Raw genomic sequence first — 16,514 nt, forward strand, 5'->3', positions numbered from 1 at the left:
GAGCCATCTTTCTAATCCATTCATAGACGAGAAGGAGTGTGTAACATGAAAAAGCTAAAACTGATCGAACAAATTCATCATGCGGGTGTCGTCGCTGTCCTTCGCGGAGATTCCCCCGAAGAGGTTGTCGAGATTGCCAAACGTGCGATTGAAGGCGGTATCAAGGTTATCGAAGTAACCATGACCGTACGGTTCGCTACCGAAGCCATTACGACGCTGGCCAAAATGTACTCCTCTAAAGATCCGCAAGCGGATAACTATGCCATCATTGGCGCAGGCACGGTTCTCGATGCTGAAACAGCTCGAATCACCATTCTTGCCGGTGCCGAGTTTGTCGTCTCGCCGGGCTTTGACCGCGATACCATTATGCTCAGCAATCGTTACCGTATCCCGGTTATGCCGGGCGCCGTAACCGTTCATGATATCGTTGCCGCGCTTGAGCTTGGCGTCGATGTCATCAAGCTCTTCCCGGGCAATTTGTACTCTCCATCCGTCATCCCATCTCTGAAGGGTCCGCTCCCGCAGGCCAACATCATGCCAACCGGCGGCGTAAATCTGGACAATCTGCATGAATGGATTAAGGCCGGCGCGTTTGCGGTCGGGATCGGATCGGATCTGACCAAGGACGCATTGAAGAGCGGTGACTTCAAACTGATTACAGAAAAGGCACGCGCTTATATCAACGCCTTTAAGGAAGCTCAATCGCAAAGATAATAAATGCTATCCGGTTTTCGCATAGGATTTCTCCAAATATCGTACTTTCATAAAGCAGACAAGCCTATCAAGAGTCGACTTGATAGGCTTGTCTGTTTATTTAATCCGTCTCTTTTTGAACCAACGCTTCTGAGTGAACATTCCTGTCGTAAAGCCGCCCGCTACAATCGTCAGAACAGAATACATGAAGGTGCTTTCCGACAACAGGAAACCTCCGAAACCAATGATCACGGCATCCATCAACAAAATAATGACGCCTACATTTAACGGCAAATATTTAGCCAGGAAGTGCGCCAACAGATCCGTTCCGCCCGTGCTTGCATTGTGTCTTAGCATAAATCCAAGTCCGGCTCCGATCAAAGCCCCGCCCAGGAGCGCGCTCAGGATGACATTCGGGGCAAAAAACCGCAAAAAACCCGGCTGCAGCGGTGAAAGCAAATCGATGATAAATGAAGATATCAGCATGCCTGACAGGCTATTGTAAAAAATTTCGCGATTTAATATCCAGGCTGCGATAAACATGGGAATGCTGCACAAAATGATGACGAATCCGATATGTAGATCAAACACATAGTTAGCTATCAAAGCGATGCCGATAACTCCACCATCCAAAACCTTATGCGGGACAAGAAAAAAATTGGTCCCCATCGCAATCAGAAAACTGCCGATCACGATAATGACATGTTTTCGAAATGACACCATTTCCCCATCTCCAGTTTATAAGGGCATGTCTCATTTATATGCTGCCATTTCGAAAAATTGCGGACTTGCTGTCCTGCATTTGAAAAAAATTCCACCGGACTCGCTTGGTATGCCTTTCGCTATTAATCTTTTACATAAATCAAACGCTCGGTCCGTGCCATCACCTTGGTCTTCATATATGGATAGTTCTCATAACAATAATCCACAAAATACCCCGGCTTCTCTCCATTCCAAGGGAAAATATCATAGTGCATGGGAATGGTCAGGTCGAATCCCGATGCTGCGGCAAGCTCCGCCGCCTCCCGAAAGCCCATATTTCCAACGATTCCGTCTTTCCGGCGGAAGGCATCTCCCCCGTTAATCGGCACCATCCCGATATCAATCGCATGCGCTTGTAACCTTTCAACCAAACCAGGATAAACGACAGTATCACCCGCATGATAAATCAACACGCCCTGGATATCCACCAAATATCCGACATATCGGTGCCCAAACTGTTCATGCTCATCCAAAGTTTCATGAGCAGCCGGAATCGCCATCAGTCGGAAGCCCTCGAACTGCTGCCATTCATCGCACATCGCCGCGTACAAGCGCTCCGGAGCGACACCAGCCTCTCTCATTGCTTCATGGCAGCAAGCCGGTGCGACAAAGACTGTCTCCGGATTCTGTTTGGCTATGACCGCAATCGTTCCCAGATCCATATGATCGTCATGCTCATGAGTGATCAGTACCATGTTCGCATTCGTAATATGCTCCGGGGTCAACGGTGCAGGAAATGCGCGCTTGAATCCCGCTTTGCGTTCCAGATCATCGGACATATAAGGATCGATATAGATGACAACCTCCCCGCCCTTAAGGACAACGCTCTCCTGTCCCAGAAACCATACCGCAGCCATTCCTTCGGCTGTGGACGTCCTGTTCATTTCTTCGATAAGCTCCTCGGGGCCTCGACCCTTGCTGTTCTGTTCCATCATCTCTATTCTCTCCTTCCATTTTCAATCATGACTAGATTATAACATGCGGTCATCTGCAGATATGATCCAACCGACTATGAAAAAAACGAGTCCGAAGCAAGCAGAAACGCCCACCCCAAACTCGTATTGTATCATCTGTATGAATCTATTTACGCTCAAGCGGCTTCTTCCACAGACCAAGCAGCAGACCTGATATCACCGCGCCAATCAGAACGGCCAGCAAGAACAGAAGCGCATGGTTGGCCAGAGCGGCAACAAAAATCCCCCCGTGAGGAGCAGGGACGTTGATGCTCCACAGCTGCGTCAACCCGCCGGCAACCGCCGATCCAAGGATACAAGATGTCAGCACGCGCAGCGGATCGGCAGCGGCGAACGGGATCGCGCCCTCCGTTATGAAGGAAAGACCCATCACGTAGTTGGTCACGCCGGACTTTCGTTCCTGCTCCGTAAACTTATGCTTGAAAAACGTCGTCGCCAGCGCAATGGCAAGCGGAGGAACCATACCGCCAGCCATAACCGCGGCCATCATGGCTCCGTTCGTATTGCCGCTGGATGTAAAGACGCCGATCGCAAATGCATAAGCCGCTTTATTGAAGGGTCCGCCCATGTCGATCGACATCATTCCGCCCAGAATCAGACCAAGAATCACCGCGTTTCCAGTACCCAGATTGTTCAGAATATCAATCAGGCCGAGATTGATCCAGCTGAAGAACGGATCAAACAGGTAGAACATGATCGTTCCGGTGACAAGGAGGCCGACAACCGGGTACAGCAGAATCGGCTTTAAGCCGTCAAGCGCTTTGGGCAGACCGGCAAAGACTTTGCGCAGCAGGATCACCACATAACCCGCCAAGAAACCTGCCGCTAGCCCGCCAAGAAATCCCGAATTAGAATTCAGGGCCATTAGCCCTCCGACCATACCGGGCATCAATGCCGGACGATCACCGATGCTGAGCGCAATGAATCCCGCCAGAACCGGAATGAGGAAGTGGAAGGCGCCGTCTCCCCCCCCAATCGTCTGCAGCAGCTGGAAGAGGGGATGTTTGTCACCTGCAAGCTGCTCGATCAGGAAGGAGATAGCCAGAAGAATACCGCCCCCCACGACGAATGGCAGCATATGCGAAATACCATTCATCAGGTCCTTATACACTTTCGTGCCTATGCTGCCCTTCTCCGCGTCCTTCGCCTGCGACTCACCGCCGCCTTCGTTCCGGTAGATCGGCGCATCGCCGCTCATCGCTTTGCGAATCAGCTCCTCCGATTTGCGGATACCGTCGCTGACCGGTCGCTGGAGCACGGGCTTCCCGTTAAAGCGGGCCATTTCCACGTTTTTGTCGGCGGCAATGATGACGCCTGCCGCCCTGCGGATTTCCTCTTCCGTCAACACGTTCTGCGCACCCTCCGAGCCATTGGTCTCTACCCGGATCTCGACGCCCATTTCCTGAGCTTTCTTCTTCAAGGCATCTTCAGCCATAAACGTATGAGCAATACCGGTCGGGCACGCCGTTACGGCAACAACAAAAGCATCCGAGGTTCCGTCAGGGACCTTCATGGGGGCAGATTCGGAAGTGACATCGGATTCCTGCGCCTTCCCCGATTCCTTTTTTGCCGCCTCCCTTCTCTTGGCCGCTTCCTTCTCCGCCTTGGCAGCTTCTTCTACCGCCTGTTTCGAATCAAATAACGCCGTTACTTCCCCGGGCGTCTTCGTATTCATCAATTGCCCGATAAATTCGGCATCGATCAACAGCCGCGATAGCGCGGCAAGCGTGCGGAGATGGGTATTTCCGGCTCCTTCCGGAGCTGCGATCATAAAAAATACATACGCCGCCTCTCCGTCCAGCGCTTCGAAATCCACGCCCTCGCGGCTCTTGGCAAACACGACGGTCGGTTCATTAACCGCTTTCGTCTTCGCGTGCGGCATCGCGATGCCGCCCCCGATCCCCGTACTGGATTCGGCTTCACGCTTCAGAATCATCTCTTTGAACAAGACCGGATCGTTGATCCGCCCGCTTGCAGCCAGGCTTGCAATCAGTTCATCAATGGCGGCCTCCTTCGTGACCGCCTTCAGGTCCATGATCATCGTTTCTTGTATCATTAAATCCGTAATTTTCATGCTGGTTCACACTCCCTTGATATCCTCGTGGTGACTGCTACGCCATAGCCGGCCACATCATAACCGCGTGATTCGATGTAGAGCGGCTTACCGCTCCGTGATCCTAACCTGCGGAAGAAGCCGATCAATCGTTTCCCGCACAGCCAAATCGTCCGAGAACGCCGTCGCGCTACCCGAGGCGACCCCTGTCCGGAATGCCTCGATCGGATCCTTGCCCATCGCAAGCGTACCGACGAATCCGGCAATCATCGAATCGCCGGCCCCGACGGAATTACGAACTGTACCTGACGGTACGCTCGCGTGATATACCCGATCGGGCGTGATGAACAGCGCCCCTTCGCCGGCCATGGAGATAAGAACATGCTGCGCTCCTTCCTCGAGCAGCCTTCGGCCGTACTCCACAAGCTTTTCGCTTGAATCGATAACAACGCCGAATAGTTCGGCCAGTTCGTGATGATTCGGCTTTACGAGGAGCGGCTTCCAGGCCAAAGCCTTCATCAGCGCCTCTCCGGTGGTGTCCATCACGAATTCGGCGCCGCACTTCCGGCACGCTTCGATAAGAAGGCCATAAAAGTCAGGCCCCAGCGAAGGCGGAACGCTGCCGGACAACACAACGATGTCCCCTGCTTGAAGCTGTGACAGCTTATGAAGCAGTTCTTTCGTTTCTTCCTCGCGGATGTCAGGACCCAGGCCGTTAATCTCGGTCTCGTCGCCATGCTTAAGTTTGACGTTGATGCGGGTATCGTCCGCGATATTCACGAAATCGGTGCGGATTCCTTCCTTGCCCAGCATCTCGTCTATATAACGACCGGTGAATCCGCCCAGGAAACCGATGGCCGTATTATCAGCTCCAAGCTGGTTCAACACCCGTGATACATTAATTCCTTTTCCGCCCGGAAACTTCATGTCCCGGGTCATTCTGTTCAAACCGCCAAGCTCGATATGCTCAACTTCCACGATGTAATCGATAGAAGGGTTCAGTGTTACCGTATATATCATCATGATCCCTCAATTATTTTGGTTTTCTGTGAAATGGCTTTCTTCCAGGATTCCGGCAAGGTCTCCGTAATCAGCGTCGCTTCGTTCAGATCCAGCAATTTGGCGAAAGAAACCTCACCTATTTTGCTTGAATCCGCAAGAACATAACTGGAGGCGGAGAGCTGGTGGGCTCGCCGCTTAATCAAGGCTTCTTCCGGATCGGGCGTGGTATAGCCCATCTCTACATCCACACCGTTCGTGCCGAGAAAGCAGCGGTCAAAGCGGAAGTTGTCCATATTTTGAAGCGCAATGCTTCCGATGACGGCTTTAGTATGAATTTTCATCATGCCGCCCAGTAGATAGCTCTTGATTCGTTTGCTTACCAGCGCTTCGATATGGGATAAACCGTTCGTTACGACCGTGACGTCCTTCGCTTCGATGAACGGTATCATCGCCAGCGTGGTGGTTCCCGCATCGAGGTAAATGCTTTCTCCATCCTCCACCTGTTCTGCTGCTAAACGGGCGACAACCTTTTTCTGTTGAATGTTTTTGAACGTTTTTTCCTCAATTCCGGGTTCCTGTATCTTAGGGCTTGGCAACGCAGCTCCGCCATGAATGCGCTTTAATAATTGACGTTCTTCAAGGTCGATCAAATCACGCCGTACCGTTGATTCCGAAGCTTCAAGGAGTTCAACCAATTCCTGCAGCTTCACGACGCCACGTTCTTGCAAGCGCTCTAATATGATTCGGTATCTTTCTTCCGTCAGCATAATGTGAATTCCCCCTCAAAGCCTATACTATACCATAACCGGTCTAAAAAACAATCTAAAACTTTCAAAATCGTTCATAACCATTCAGGAAAACTATACATCATTTACCATATTGCTTAATTACCATTCGCCCCTCCTTGCTTGTTCATGACAGTTTACCCTTTATCAAGCCGGCAAGCGTCGAAACATCACATAAACGTTTGTAACCTGCCGCCTCTACGCTATATACTGGTAAATAGGAAACTCTCACAGTATAGAAGAGGTGACATGAATGGACCAATTGAAAGAAGCCTATGAGCGAATGGGTCTGCCGGAGGATGCAACCAAGGAACAGCTAGACGACCGGTACACGCTGCTCATGCGCCAAACCCGCTCACATCAAAGGCGGGAGCCGGACCGGGCGGAGGAGATCGAAGCCGAGTTTGCCGACATCACCAAAGCCTATAAATTCATCCTTGAAGAAGAGAACCGTAAAGCTTTGGAAGAGATGAATCGGAAACGGTACGGCAAATTTAAAAGGTTTGCCGGGACAGCGGAGAAAACCGATCATTTCTTCCGTTATTATAAATTCCATGTGCTCGGCGGTATCGCTCTAGTCGGCGTCCTCATTTATATCGTGATCAGTATTTTCAACCATCAGGCCGAGAAAGAACGGTTGGCCAATCTGCCCCCGGTTGATCTGGAAGTCATGTTCCTCGGATCTTATATGAATCAGGATGGTGGACAGGACCTCAAACCAATCGAGGATGCGATTCTGGCGCAATTCCCCGATTGGAAACGCGTAACCGTTAACATTAACTATGTACCGCCTCTGGATTCCAACAATCCGCAGGATGCAGCCATGCTGCAAAAGGCACTGCTTGTACTGTCCACAGAGCGCCCGGACCTGTACATTATGGATCAGACCGCCTTTGATTGGGTTGGCAATCAAGGGATGGTGCGCCCCCTCGAAGCGGAGGTTGAAGGCGAGCTGAAGGAACTGCTCACGCCGGAGATGCTGGTAAAGGGAAAAAATGAGGAAGACGGTTCGGAGCATGTGTATGCCGTGGATATTATGGGCAGCCCGCTTGGCGAACAACTGCCTGTCCTTAAGAAGGAAATGTTTGCGGGCATTCGTGAAGGCACGGAACGTGACGCTAATGCACTGCGCTTTATTAAGCAATATTTGGAGACGTCCAAGCAACAATGAATGCATTCATCCGATATGAATAACAAAACAGCCTCGCTGCTTAGCCTTATGGCCAATCAGCAGAGGCTGTTTTTGCGAGGATCATCGATTCATAATCGAGTTCAAAGACGTAAAAGCATGCGTAGCAAATCCTTCGGAGGGTTCGCGGTGGGGGTTATTGACGCGGAAGATATAACCCTGTCCGTCAATCTCATCCACAATGTACATCTTGGTCAGGCTCTCACCTTCGCTTATCATATATACGGATGCATCCTCCATGCCCTTCTGCTTCTCATTGTCGCCAGCTTCGCGAACCTTACCGGCCTCGGCAAGCTCTTTCTTCGCTTCCAGCCTGAGTTCATCCCCGTTATAATCCGAAGGCAGCTTCGTAATCTCGACATAATAATCTTGATCCACATTCATGGTTAGCATGTTTGTCTTTGCATCAAAGGAAAAGATATCAAAAATATACAGCGCGTAGCCGTCGCCCTCGGCCAGTTTAGCTGTTTTGGTCTCTTTCATGCCCTCCAGCTCAAGCTCAAAATCTTTGGTTGCAGGCAGCTGCGCGTTCTCCGAACCTTTGCCTCCGCCTTCCTCTTCCACCGTCAGCTTGGTGAGGATCAGCTGTTTCAATTCTTCTCCACCCTCAATGGGCTGCTCCCAATACTCATACGAGACGGACTCGTCTCCCTGTAGTTTGGATATGACTTGGTCCATACCTTCGTCCAGCCGGAACGCGGTAGGACCGTCTGCTGTTTCAATTTCAATGGAATTGTTATCGATTTGACCTACATAGGTACCGGTTCCCTGCTTGATCTCGATCTTCGGCTCTTCGACGGGTTCAGCCGGTTCCTTCACATCATCCACTATGGGATTCGGATTAGCCGGCGGCTGAGAAGTTGGGTTTTCACCTCCGCATGCCGTGATTGCCATCAGCAGCATGGCAGCGGTCGTTAATGCGATCATTTTGCTCAAATGCTTACGCTTAGCCATAAAACCACCTCCATTAGAATTAACGGAAAACTTATGGAATATGTTGCACTATCACCGCCTTTTTTGGAGTATGCTCACAGCTCTCGACCCAAAACGACAAGAGCATTCCCTTTTCTAATCAAACAAGGTATTCTAGTAGTACAAGATTCAATTAGTTGATAAAGGGAGATGTTCATGTCTGGTAAAATTAGAATTTTTGCTGACAGTACTTGCGACTTACCACCTTCATGGATAGAAGAATATAATATCGGCATCGTTCCGCTCTACGTCGTTTTTGGAGAACAATCCTTGCGCGACGGAGTCGACATCACGCCGGAACAGTTATACGCCAAAGTCGATCAGATCGGCAGCCTGCCCAAAACAGCGGCACCCTCTCCGTCCGACTTTATCGCGGCCTTCACGCCATCCATTGAGCAAGGCGAGGATATCCTGTTCCTTAGCATTTCATCAGAGCTTTCTTCCACCTATCAAAATGCGTTGATCGCTGCAGGTGAGCTGCCCGAGGGCCGGGTTACCGTGTTTGATTCGCGCAATCTATCCTCCGGTATCGGCCTGCTTGTCATGAAGGCTGTTCACGCAGCCAATGAAGGATCAACCATACCGCAAATTGTGGAGCTGTTAAGCCGCACCGTAAATGAAGTGGAGTGCGAATTCGTTGTCGATACGCTGGATTACTTGCATAAAGGCGGACGCTGTTCCGGCATGCAAAACATCATCGGCAGCCTGCTGAAAATCCGCCCGGTTATCAAAGTCGTGGACGGCGGCATGATCCCCGCTTACAAGGTACGCGGCAAAAAAGAGAAGGCTCTGGATCAGATGATCCAGAATGCGCTGGCTCAAGTGGATAGGATGGACAATGATCTGATCGTTGTTGTACATACCATGGCCGAGGAGGAAGCCCGCTTCCTACAGAAGCAACTGCAGGAGAAAACAGGCGCACGGCAGGTTAGCATTTCTACGGCGGGCTGCGTTATATGCAGCCACTGCGGTCCTCAAACCGTCGGACTCATGTATACCAAGAAGCCTTCATAATATCCTTCAATCGGAAAAGACAGTCCTGCTATGAAACGCTATGCTGCAGACTGTCTTTTCTTTATTCTGGCTTGCCAGCCGGGCGCTTGTGACCTTATAAAACGGGCTTCTTATTGGCAAAACACGCCATCCTAGACTAAAGTCTAGGTGAAACATTCCCCGTAGGACCGAGGACATCCCCATCCATTGCATGGTATTCTTGGATTAATCAATCTACAAAAGGAAAGGAACGAAGTTTGTATGACGAAACGTACAATCTTGGCACCGCTGCTCATCCTGCTCGGCGCATACTTGCTCTTAAACCAAGGCGGGACAGTAGGCGCCGGTTCCATCTTCGCCACATTCTGGCCTACCCTGTTCGTGATCCCGTTAGGCCTGTTTTTCCACTGGATGTACTTCTCGCTGGTTGGGCGACAGGGTATTGGGCTGTTGATACCCGGCGGCATTCTGCTCACAGCCGGAATTGTCAGCCAAATCGCTTCCTTGTTTGACTCGTGGGGTTCCATGTGGCCCGGCTTTATCCTGGCCGTTGCGGCAGGACTGTTCGAGTTCTACTGGTTCGGATCGCGTAACAAGTGGCTGCTCATCCCGATTAACATTCTGACCGTATTATCGCTGCTGTTCTTCGTGGTATTCTCAATCGGACCCGTACTGAATTACCTGTCTGTCGTGCAGCCGGTCATCGCCGTGCTGCTTGTGCTTGGCGGAGCTTGGCTGATGCTCGGACGGAAGAGACACGGTTAAGCATCCGACAGCGCCAAACCGTTAACAACGCATAAAGGCACTCCGAAGGTTCGCTAACCTTTGGAGTGCCTTTATATTATGGATACCCTGCGTATGCATTAAGACGATGCAGCCGCAGCTAAAGTCTCACTGCTTTGAAACAGATGATGAACGCTTCGGATATAACGGACGGTTCTAGTGCCGGAGTACATCATGACGGAATGCGTTTCGGCCCGCTGACCCGGCATAAACTTCACGCCGCGCAGGAAATCGCCAGCCGTCACGCCCGTAGCCACGAATAATACGCCTTCGCGGCCTACCATATCCTCCATTGTCAGCAGCTGCTCGGGATGCTTCAACCCCATGTCCTGGCATCTGATGAAATCCTCCGGTGTCTCGGGTATGAGCCGTCCCTGGATTTCTCCGCCCAGGCATTTCAAAGCAGCGGCAGCGAGAACGCCTTCCGGAGCTCCTCCTGAGCCCACATAGAGATCGACCTCACTGTCCGTGCAGGTCTCGATCGCTCCCATGACATCCCCATGGCTCAGCAGCTTGATTCTTACCCCGGACTCTCGCAAAGCCTTGATCATCGCGCTGTGTCGCTCGCGATCGAGAATGGAGACCGTCATCTCCGACAACGGCTTGGATAAGATCTCCGATGCTTTTCGAAGGGTGACCTCAATCGGATCATTCAAACTCAGCTTGCCCGCAAGCTCGGGTCCAACCGCGAGCTTATGCATATAGATATCGGGCGCATGCAGAAGGGTACCTCGGGGAGCTGCCGCGATAACGGATAACGCGTTGTTCAGCCCGCTGGCCACCGTTTCCGTTCCTTCGAGCGGATCCACCGCCACGTCCATCTTCGGACCTTTGCGGTTCCCTACGCGCTCTCCAATATACAGCATGGGCGCTTCATCCATCTCGCCTTCCCCTATGACAACGACACCATCCATCGCTGCGGAATCAAAATGCTTGCGCATGGCAACCGTCGCGGCTTCATCAGCACTGTTCTTGTCCCCTCTTCCTGTCCACCGGGCGGATTGCAGCGCCGCTTCCTCCGTCACTCTTACAAGCTCCAATGCTAATGAACTCTCCATGAATGAATCCCTCCTTCAGCTTTTTCCTTACCGACGCACCTTATTTCAGATAATTCATAATCAGTCCTGCGGATTCCTCTATCGCCTTATCGGTAACATCAATGACGGGGCATCCAAGCTCCGCATACAGCGACAGGGCATAATCCAGTTCCTCTTGTATCCGCTCAAGGGCTGCATACTGCACCTGATGCGGCAATCCCATGACCTTTAAGCGCTCGCTGCGGATTTTGAGAAGATGCTCCGGCTCGATCGTAAGCCCGATAATCGTCCCGTTCGAGACTTCTTGGAGCTGCGACGGCGGCGACATCTCCGGAACGATCGGGAAATTGACCGTTTTGTAGCCTTTATGAGCGAGGAACATCGATAGCGGCGTCTTGGAGATTCGAGATACGCCCAGCAATATGATGTCTGCCTTCAAAATAGCGCTGACGTCCTTGCCATCGTCATATTGGACAGCGAATTCCATCGCGTCGACCCTCCGGAAATAGCTGTCGTCCAGGCGATGGAGCAGCCCCGGCAGCCGTTTGGGATAGTCGTTGAACGTATCGGCAAAGGCCTGCATCATCGGCCCCATAATATCCACCGTACGAATATTGAGCCGCACGGCTTCCTCCCGTATGACCTCGCGAAGCTCCGGCTGCACAAGCGTGTAGGCAACAAAGCCTCCGCGCCGCGCCACCTCCTCCATCAATTCGGTCAATTCATCCTCGTCGCGAACGTTCATATAACGTTTAATCTCTGTATTCGGAAGCTCGAATTGACGCAGGGTAGCTTGCACGACCGCTTCAGCCGTCTCCCCGATGGAGTCCGAACAGATTGCTATGAAATGAGTTAATGCCTGATTCATCCGATTCCTCCCATTATTCCTCGGCTACCATGTCGAGCAGCATTTTGATAATATTCGTTTTTGTGATCCGACCGACAACCTTCCAGTGTTCCCCCGGATTCCCCGTAGTGGACGGAACGACAACCGGCAGGCTATCAATTTGATGGTTGATGATTTTCCGGGCGGCATCCAGCACCGTATCTTCCGGCTGCACGGTTGTCACGTTAGCCCGGCGGGTCATGATCAGGCTTACCGGCATGGAGGATGCCGTCGGGTTGCCAAGCGTTACCTTTAGCAGATCCTTGCGGGAGACAATCCCGGCCAGATGACCATCGGCATCGGTAACGATCAGATTCCCCACGTTCTCCAGAAACAAGGATACAACGGCTTCATGAATCGTCGTGGTCTCACGCACTATAACCGGAACACCGTGCAGATCGCCTACCTTCATTTTGAGAAGGCGGAACTTCTCCTCCCGGTCGCGCGTTCCCCGCTTTCCCAGAAAGTACCCCACCTTTGGCTTGGCATCAATATAATCCAGAACCACCAGTTTGGATAAATCGGTACGAAGGGTGGCTCGGCTGACATTCAGCATCTCCGCAATCTGATCTCCTGTAATGGGTGCATGTTTTTTTACGATATCGACGATATCCTGCTGCCTTGTCGTCAGTTCGATAGTGATCCCTCCTGCGTGCATTTCCTCTACTTGCCGATATAATACGTCATATATAATATATATGCAACATATTTTCGTCTAAAAAATGCATAATTAGGTATCAATCATTTTTTTAATACCCATTAAAAAAGCTTATAAATCCATTAAAAAAGCATGCTTTCTGGAAGTTTCCTCCCAAAAAAGCATGCTTTGTTTACATTCCTCTAACGATCATCGATTAATTTTGAGGGTCTGTGCCTTTGCATTCCCCTTTTCCGCAATATCCATAAATGATCTTCACTCCGTCGGTTGGAATCGTGTCCACCATTTCATCACACCTGGAGCATATAATCAGGCCCCAATCCTCATTCGCCTTGCTTTTCGCTGCCTCTGGACTTGTTAACGCTTTCATAACATTTCCTCCTTATGTTTTTTCACTTTGCTGCAAGGCAGTTTACGCTTTGTCATCAAGCGGTAACTCGATTCTCCACATCCTGCTAAAGACCACTTACCAACTGTGTTCACTACATACATCCCTTTATTTTCCACTATATTCTTAATGTATTGGGTAAGAAATGAAGATATGAGTAAATAATGATTAATGTAACAAAAAACATGTTAAGTAATATGTATGACATCATGTTTCACGTGAGGATAGGGGATACCCTTAATTTGGCATGATATGATAATATATACTTCGGATTTAAATCGAAATCGACAAAATAGACGGAGGGTTTGGATTGAAGAACACATGGCAGCTTATTAAGAAAGGAAACACCTCATCCGCCATTGCGGCGCTGGGCAACACGGGATTGGCCATAATCAAGGGCATTGCGGCGTCCGTTAGCGGCAGCGGTACGATGTTTGCATCCGCCATGCACTCGGTGGCCGATGCCGTAAACCAAGGGTTTGTATTCGTAGGCAGCGTGCTGGCCGAGCGGAAGCCGACCAAGAAGTTCCCCACCGGATTCGGCAGGGTCATTAATCTGGTCTGCATGGTCGCAGTGATCGTGGTCACCATCATGGCCTACGAAACGATACTGAAAGGCTTCAAGCTGTTAAAGCATCCGGAAGAAGCCACGAATTTCTGGCTTAATTTCATTGTGCTGGTCATTGCCGTTATCATTGATGGCTCCATCCTGATGAAAGCCATGAAAGAGATTATGAAGGAAACCCGTGTTCAAGCATCCGGATTTGCCCTGCTGCCCGCCGCATTCAAAAATGCCGGCCGCGCTGCCCCGCCTACACGGCTTGTGTTCTATGAAGACATCGTGGCTACGCTTGGCGCCCTCTTCGCGCTGATCGCCATTGTGTTCGCGCATTTCTTCAATTTCCTCATCCTGGACGGAATCGCCACGATCCTGATCGGCTGTCTGATGGTGGGCGTTGCCTTTAAGGTCGGATATGACAATATGGTCGGCTTAATCGGGGTCGCCGCTCCGAATGAAGTGGAAGAGAAGATCTCCCAGATCATTCTCGGCGATCCGGATGTCCGCGACATCAATCGTCTTCGCATCCTGCAGGAAGGCCGCAACTATCATGTGGAGGCCTACATTGAACTGAAGAAAGGGATGACCCTGGCCGAGGCCGGCCATTCCAAAATGAGAATCAACGCCCTGCTGACCCAGGATCCGAACATTTCGGATGTGACCTTGGGCATCCTGGAGGACGATGGAATCAAGCTCTGGAATCCGAGCGAGACTATAGATAACTAAAAGGGAAGAGGCGCACCTCAGAGTCCGAATGGACCTCGGGTACGCCTCTTTTTTCAAACGGCCTCTTACTGATTGCGCTTCAGGAATTCGACCATCCGCGCATAAGCGATTTTTTCGTTGGCCTTCTTCGTAATGCCATGCCCCTCGTCATCGAACACGAGATACTCCACGTCACGGCCTTTCGCCCTCAAGGCTTCGACGATTTGGTCAGATTCCTCTTTGACGACACGCGGATCGTTAGCCCCTTGGATGATCAGCATCGGGTTCACCATATCATCCAGGTACGTAATCGGCGAATCTTTGATAAAGCGTTCTTTATCCCGTTCCGGATCGCCTATCCAGCGCTCCATAATCGGCTTCCAGTGCTCGGGTACCGAGTTGTAGAAAGTAAACAGGTTGCTGACCCCGACGATATCAATGGCCGCTTTGAAATACTCCGGATTACGTCCTGCCAGCAGCAGAGTCATATAACCGCCGTAGCTTCCGCCCATCACGAAGAGCTTCTCACGGCTCGAAATGCCTTGCTCAAACAGCCAATCCATGCCTGCCAAGCAGTCCTTGCGCGGTCCCTCGCCCCAATCCTGCTCCACCAATTTCACGAAGGAGCTGCCGTAACCCGTGCTTCCCCGGAAGTTCGGACAGAAGATGTGATACCCTTTGGCCAGAATATACTGGAACATGGAACGGAACTGCTTGCGTTCCGAGGCTTGCGGGCCGCCATGCGGCCAAAAAACCGTATAACCGTTCGCCACACGGTCTTTGGCTCGGAACAGGAGCGCTTCGATCTCCGTGCCGTCAAAAGAGGGATACGTCACAACCTCCGGCGTCACCATGTCCTCGTCGGTTAATCCTGTCAGAACGTTCTTCGTGATCAAACTCCATGCGCCGCCGGCGTAACGGTAAATGTTAAGCGGCTTCACGGCGCCGCGGGCAAGCAGGTACAGATTGCCGGACTTTGTCACGTTCAACTGCTCCACGATATCCGATGGAAGAGGAATGGCGGTTAACGCACCGCTGTCGAGCGAATAGGCATACAGTCGATCCTCCACCCCTTTTTCCGTGACGATATAGAGAGTCCGCGAATCCTTATGGTAGCGTAAGAGCTGGATGCTCTCCCTGTCGATGCGGCACAGCGGTTCAAACTTCTGCTGAGGAATGTCGTAAGTGGCTACATATGAAAATTCCGATTCGTAATCCGTTGCGAAAATGACCTGGTCATTGCTGGCAAACAGCACATCGCCTGAGATGTGAACCTGATCAGGGGAAGGCGTCAAGCAGAGCGGCTCGCCGCCTTCACGCTTCACGTAACTGACATAGTAGGTGTTGGCATACATTTTCGTATACGCGATGGTTTTCTCGTCGGGGCTCACGGCACACATTTCGGTCGACGTCACCTCGCCTTCATGCAGCAAATGATCCTCCTTGGTGTCCAGATGATATACGCGCGAATTCAGGAAGGACGGATTCCCCTTCGATGTGACGTAATACAATCGCTTGCCATCCTCCGACAGATGCACGAAATAATGTTTGTCATCCGCATCGGCCCCTTCGAACAAAGGCATCGGCTCGCCGCCGTTCCAGCGCAGCGCATGAAACTGATAGTTCTCATTCCCGTCACGGTCAAATGCTGTTAAGATATGTCGCCCTTCCGGGTCCAGCTTGATAAAGCTTGCGATCTGGTCATTGTATGTAAGCGGATAAGGGTAGGACGTCTCCCCTTTTAACTCCATGGCCCATAAATTGAACTTTCCGTTCAGGCTGCTGCTGAACACGAGCCGTGACTCGTCTGCGCTGATTCCAAAGGTACGAATGCCATAAGTTTGAAAAAATTGCTCCACATCGGGTTTAGGAAATTCGATCATTCATTTGCCTCCCTGACCTCAATCTTATTATCCATCGGTTAATAAATGGAGAAGCCTTCCAAACCGCTGGATTAATCCCATTATAACGCAAAGCTTTCCGAGGGGCATCGTTACATGGTCTGGCAGCTCGCTACGTCTGTGGAACGAGACGGGACTCTTTTTTCGCAGAAGCCCGTACATATTCCCGGCATC

Annotated in this window: 16 protein-coding genes; 5 read left to right on the top strand and 11 right to left on the bottom strand. The window is 51.1% G+C overall.

Going from position 1 to position 16,514, the window contains the following annotated elements; genetic code table 11:
• Positions 1-45 precede the first annotated feature (45 nt).
• Entirely contained in the window at positions 46-714 is a 669-nt protein-coding gene (locus tag DP091_RS06560; RefSeq protein ID WP_113057580.1) for a bifunctional 2-keto-4-hydroxyglutarate aldolase/2-keto-3-deoxy-6-phosphogluconate aldolase, read from the top strand.
• A 96-nt stretch (positions 715-810) separates the two neighbouring features.
• Here DP091_RS06560 and DP091_RS06565 read toward each other — a convergent pair whose 3' ends face one another.
• The 5 genes from DP091_RS06565 to DP091_RS06585 form a co-directional block, all read right to left on the bottom strand.
• Positions 811-1,416 carry a YitT family protein gene (locus DP091_RS06565; protein WP_113057581.1) on the bottom strand — a complete coding sequence of 202 codons (606 nt, stop codon included), beginning with the start codon at positions 1,414-1,416 and terminating at the stop codon, positions 811-813.
• A gap of 122 nt (positions 1,417-1,538) precedes the next feature.
• The gene (locus tag DP091_RS06570; RefSeq protein WP_113057582.1) at positions 1,539-2,390 is read right to left on the bottom strand and encodes an MBL fold metallo-hydrolase; all 852 of its coding nucleotides are present in this window, start codon (positions 2,388-2,390) and stop codon (positions 1,539-1,541) included.
• A 145-nt stretch (positions 2,391-2,535) separates the two neighbouring features.
• Positions 2,536-4,503, bottom strand: coding sequence for a PTS fructose transporter subunit IIABC (locus DP091_RS06575; protein ID WP_113057583.1), 1,968 nt, complete (start codon positions 4,501-4,503; stop codon positions 2,536-2,538).
• 87 nt (positions 4,504-4,590) lie between these two features.
• Entirely contained in the window at positions 4,591-5,502 is a 912-nt protein-coding gene (gene pfkB, locus DP091_RS06580) for a 1-phosphofructokinase (protein ID WP_113057584.1), read from the bottom strand.
• Positions 5,502-6,251, bottom strand: a complete 750-nt coding sequence (locus DP091_RS06585; protein ID WP_113057585.1) for a DeoR/GlpR family DNA-binding transcription regulator — start codon at positions 6,249-6,251, stop codon at positions 5,502-5,504. The genes pfkB and DP091_RS06585 overlap by 1 nt, the downstream gene beginning before the upstream one ends.
• Before the next feature lie 271 nt (positions 6,252-6,522).
• On the opposite strand from DP091_RS06585, the gene DP091_RS06590 reads away from it, so the two are divergent.
• Positions 6,523-7,440 carry a molecular chaperone DnaJ gene (locus DP091_RS06590; RefSeq protein ID WP_113057586.1) on the top strand — a complete coding sequence of 306 codons (918 nt, stop codon included), beginning with the start codon at positions 6,523-6,525 and terminating at the stop codon, positions 7,438-7,440.
• Positions 7,441-7,521: 81 nt separating this feature from the next.
• Here the strand turns inward: DP091_RS06590 and DP091_RS06595 are convergent, their stop codons facing one another.
• A complete protein-coding gene (locus tag DP091_RS06595; protein ID WP_113057587.1) occupies positions 7,522-8,412 on the bottom strand; it encodes a hypothetical protein in 891 nt (296 codons plus the stop codon).
• Positions 8,413-8,586: 174 nt separating this feature from the next.
• On the opposite strand from DP091_RS06595, the gene DP091_RS06600 reads away from it, so the two are divergent.
• The gene (locus DP091_RS06600) at positions 8,587-9,444 is read left to right on the top strand and encodes a DegV family protein (protein WP_113057588.1); all 858 of its coding nucleotides are present in this window, start codon (positions 8,587-8,589) and stop codon (positions 9,442-9,444) included.
• Between the two features lie 240 nt (positions 9,445-9,684).
• Positions 9,685-10,188, top strand: a complete 504-nt coding sequence (locus DP091_RS06605) for a hypothetical protein (RefSeq protein ID WP_009595848.1) — start codon at positions 9,685-9,687, stop codon at positions 10,186-10,188.
• A gap of 98 nt (positions 10,189-10,286) precedes the next feature.
• Here the strand turns inward: DP091_RS06605 and glpX are convergent, their stop codons facing one another.
• The 4 genes from glpX to DP091_RS06625 all read right to left on the bottom strand — a co-directional run bounded on the left by glpX (position 10,287) and on the right by DP091_RS06625 (position 13,157).
• Positions 10,287-11,264: a class II fructose-bisphosphatase gene (gene glpX / locus DP091_RS06610; protein WP_113057589.1), complete on the bottom strand. Its 978-nt coding sequence runs from the start codon at positions 11,262-11,264 to the stop codon at positions 10,287-10,289.
• Between the two features lie 40 nt (positions 11,265-11,304).
• The gene (locus tag DP091_RS06615) at positions 11,305-12,111 is read right to left on the bottom strand and encodes a pyruvate, water dikinase regulatory protein (protein WP_113057590.1); all 807 of its coding nucleotides are present in this window, start codon (positions 12,109-12,111) and stop codon (positions 11,305-11,307) included.
• A 13-nt stretch (positions 12,112-12,124) separates the two neighbouring features.
• Complete coding sequence (locus tag DP091_RS06620) at positions 12,125-12,787, bottom strand: helix-turn-helix transcriptional regulator (protein WP_009595798.1); 663 nt, start codon at positions 12,785-12,787, stop codon at positions 12,125-12,127.
• 196 nt (positions 12,788-12,983) lie between these two features.
• Positions 12,984-13,157 (bottom strand): GapA-binding peptide SR1P, encoded by a 174-nt coding sequence (locus DP091_RS06625; RefSeq protein WP_113057591.1) that lies wholly within the window; start codon positions 13,155-13,157, stop codon positions 12,984-12,986.
• A 328-nt stretch (positions 13,158-13,485) separates the two neighbouring features.
• On the opposite strand from DP091_RS06625, the gene DP091_RS06630 reads away from it, so the two are divergent.
• The gene (locus DP091_RS06630) at positions 13,486-14,460 is read left to right on the top strand and encodes a cation diffusion facilitator family transporter (RefSeq protein WP_113057592.1); all 975 of its coding nucleotides are present in this window, start codon (positions 13,486-13,488) and stop codon (positions 14,458-14,460) included.
• 65 nt (positions 14,461-14,525) lie between these two features.
• Here DP091_RS06630 and DP091_RS06635 read toward each other — a convergent pair whose 3' ends face one another.
• Positions 14,526-16,322 (bottom strand): S9 family peptidase, encoded by a 1,797-nt coding sequence (locus tag DP091_RS06635; RefSeq protein WP_113057593.1) that lies wholly within the window; start codon positions 16,320-16,322, stop codon positions 14,526-14,528.
• Positions 16,323-16,514 lie beyond the last annotated feature (192 nt).

The sequence above is a fragment of the Paenibacillus sp. MDMC362 genome, from assembly GCF_003269305.1.
GTDB lineage: Bacteria > Bacillota > Bacilli > Paenibacillales > Paenibacillaceae > Paenibacillus_AQ.

Bases quoted from the DNA above. Each gene is read 5' to 3' on its own strand.
- DP091_RS06560 (WP_113057580.1), top strand. From the start codon at position 46: ATGAAAAAGCTAAAACTGATCGAACAAATTCATCATGCGGGTGTCGTC.
- DP091_RS06565 (WP_113057581.1), bottom strand. From the start codon at position 1,416: ATGGTGTCATTTCGAAAACATGTCATTATCGTGATCGGCAGTTTTCTG.
- DP091_RS06570 (WP_113057582.1), bottom strand. From the start codon at position 2,390: ATGATGGAACAGAACAGCAAGGGTCGAGGCCCCGAGGAGCTTATCGAA.
- DP091_RS06575 (WP_113057583.1), bottom strand. From the start codon at position 4,503: ATGAAAATTACGGATTTAATGATACAAGAAACGATGATCATGGACCTG.
- pfkB (WP_113057584.1), bottom strand. From the start codon at position 5,502: ATGATATATACGGTAACACTGAACCCTTCTATCGATTACATCGTGGAA.
- DP091_RS06585 (WP_113057585.1), bottom strand. From the start codon at position 6,251: ATGCTGACGGAAGAAAGATACCGAATCATATTAGAGCGCTTGCAAGAA.
- DP091_RS06590 (WP_113057586.1), top strand. From the start codon at position 6,523: ATGGACCAATTGAAAGAAGCCTATGAGCGAATGGGTCTGCCGGAGGAT.
- DP091_RS06595 (WP_113057587.1), bottom strand. From the start codon at position 8,412: ATGGCTAAGCGTAAGCATTTGAGCAAAATGATCGCATTAACGACCGCT.
- DP091_RS06600 (WP_113057588.1), top strand. From the start codon at position 8,587: ATGTCTGGTAAAATTAGAATTTTTGCTGACAGTACTTGCGACTTACCA.
- DP091_RS06605 (WP_009595848.1), top strand. From the start codon at position 9,685: ATGACGAAACGTACAATCTTGGCACCGCTGCTCATCCTGCTCGGCGCA.
- glpX (WP_113057589.1), bottom strand. From the start codon at position 11,264: ATGGAGAGTTCATTAGCATTGGAGCTTGTAAGAGTGACGGAGGAAGCG.
- DP091_RS06615 (WP_113057590.1), bottom strand. From the start codon at position 12,111: ATGAATCAGGCATTAACTCATTTCATAGCAATCTGTTCGGACTCCATC.
- DP091_RS06620 (WP_009595798.1), bottom strand. From the start codon at position 12,787: ATGCACGCAGGAGGGATCACTATCGAACTGACGACAAGGCAGCAGGAT.
- DP091_RS06625 (WP_113057591.1), bottom strand. From the start codon at position 13,157: ATGAAAGCGTTAACAAGTCCAGAGGCAGCGAAAAGCAAGGCGAATGAG.
- DP091_RS06635 (WP_113057593.1), bottom strand. From the start codon at position 16,322: ATGATCGAATTTCCTAAACCCGATGTGGAGCAATTTTTTCAAACTTAT.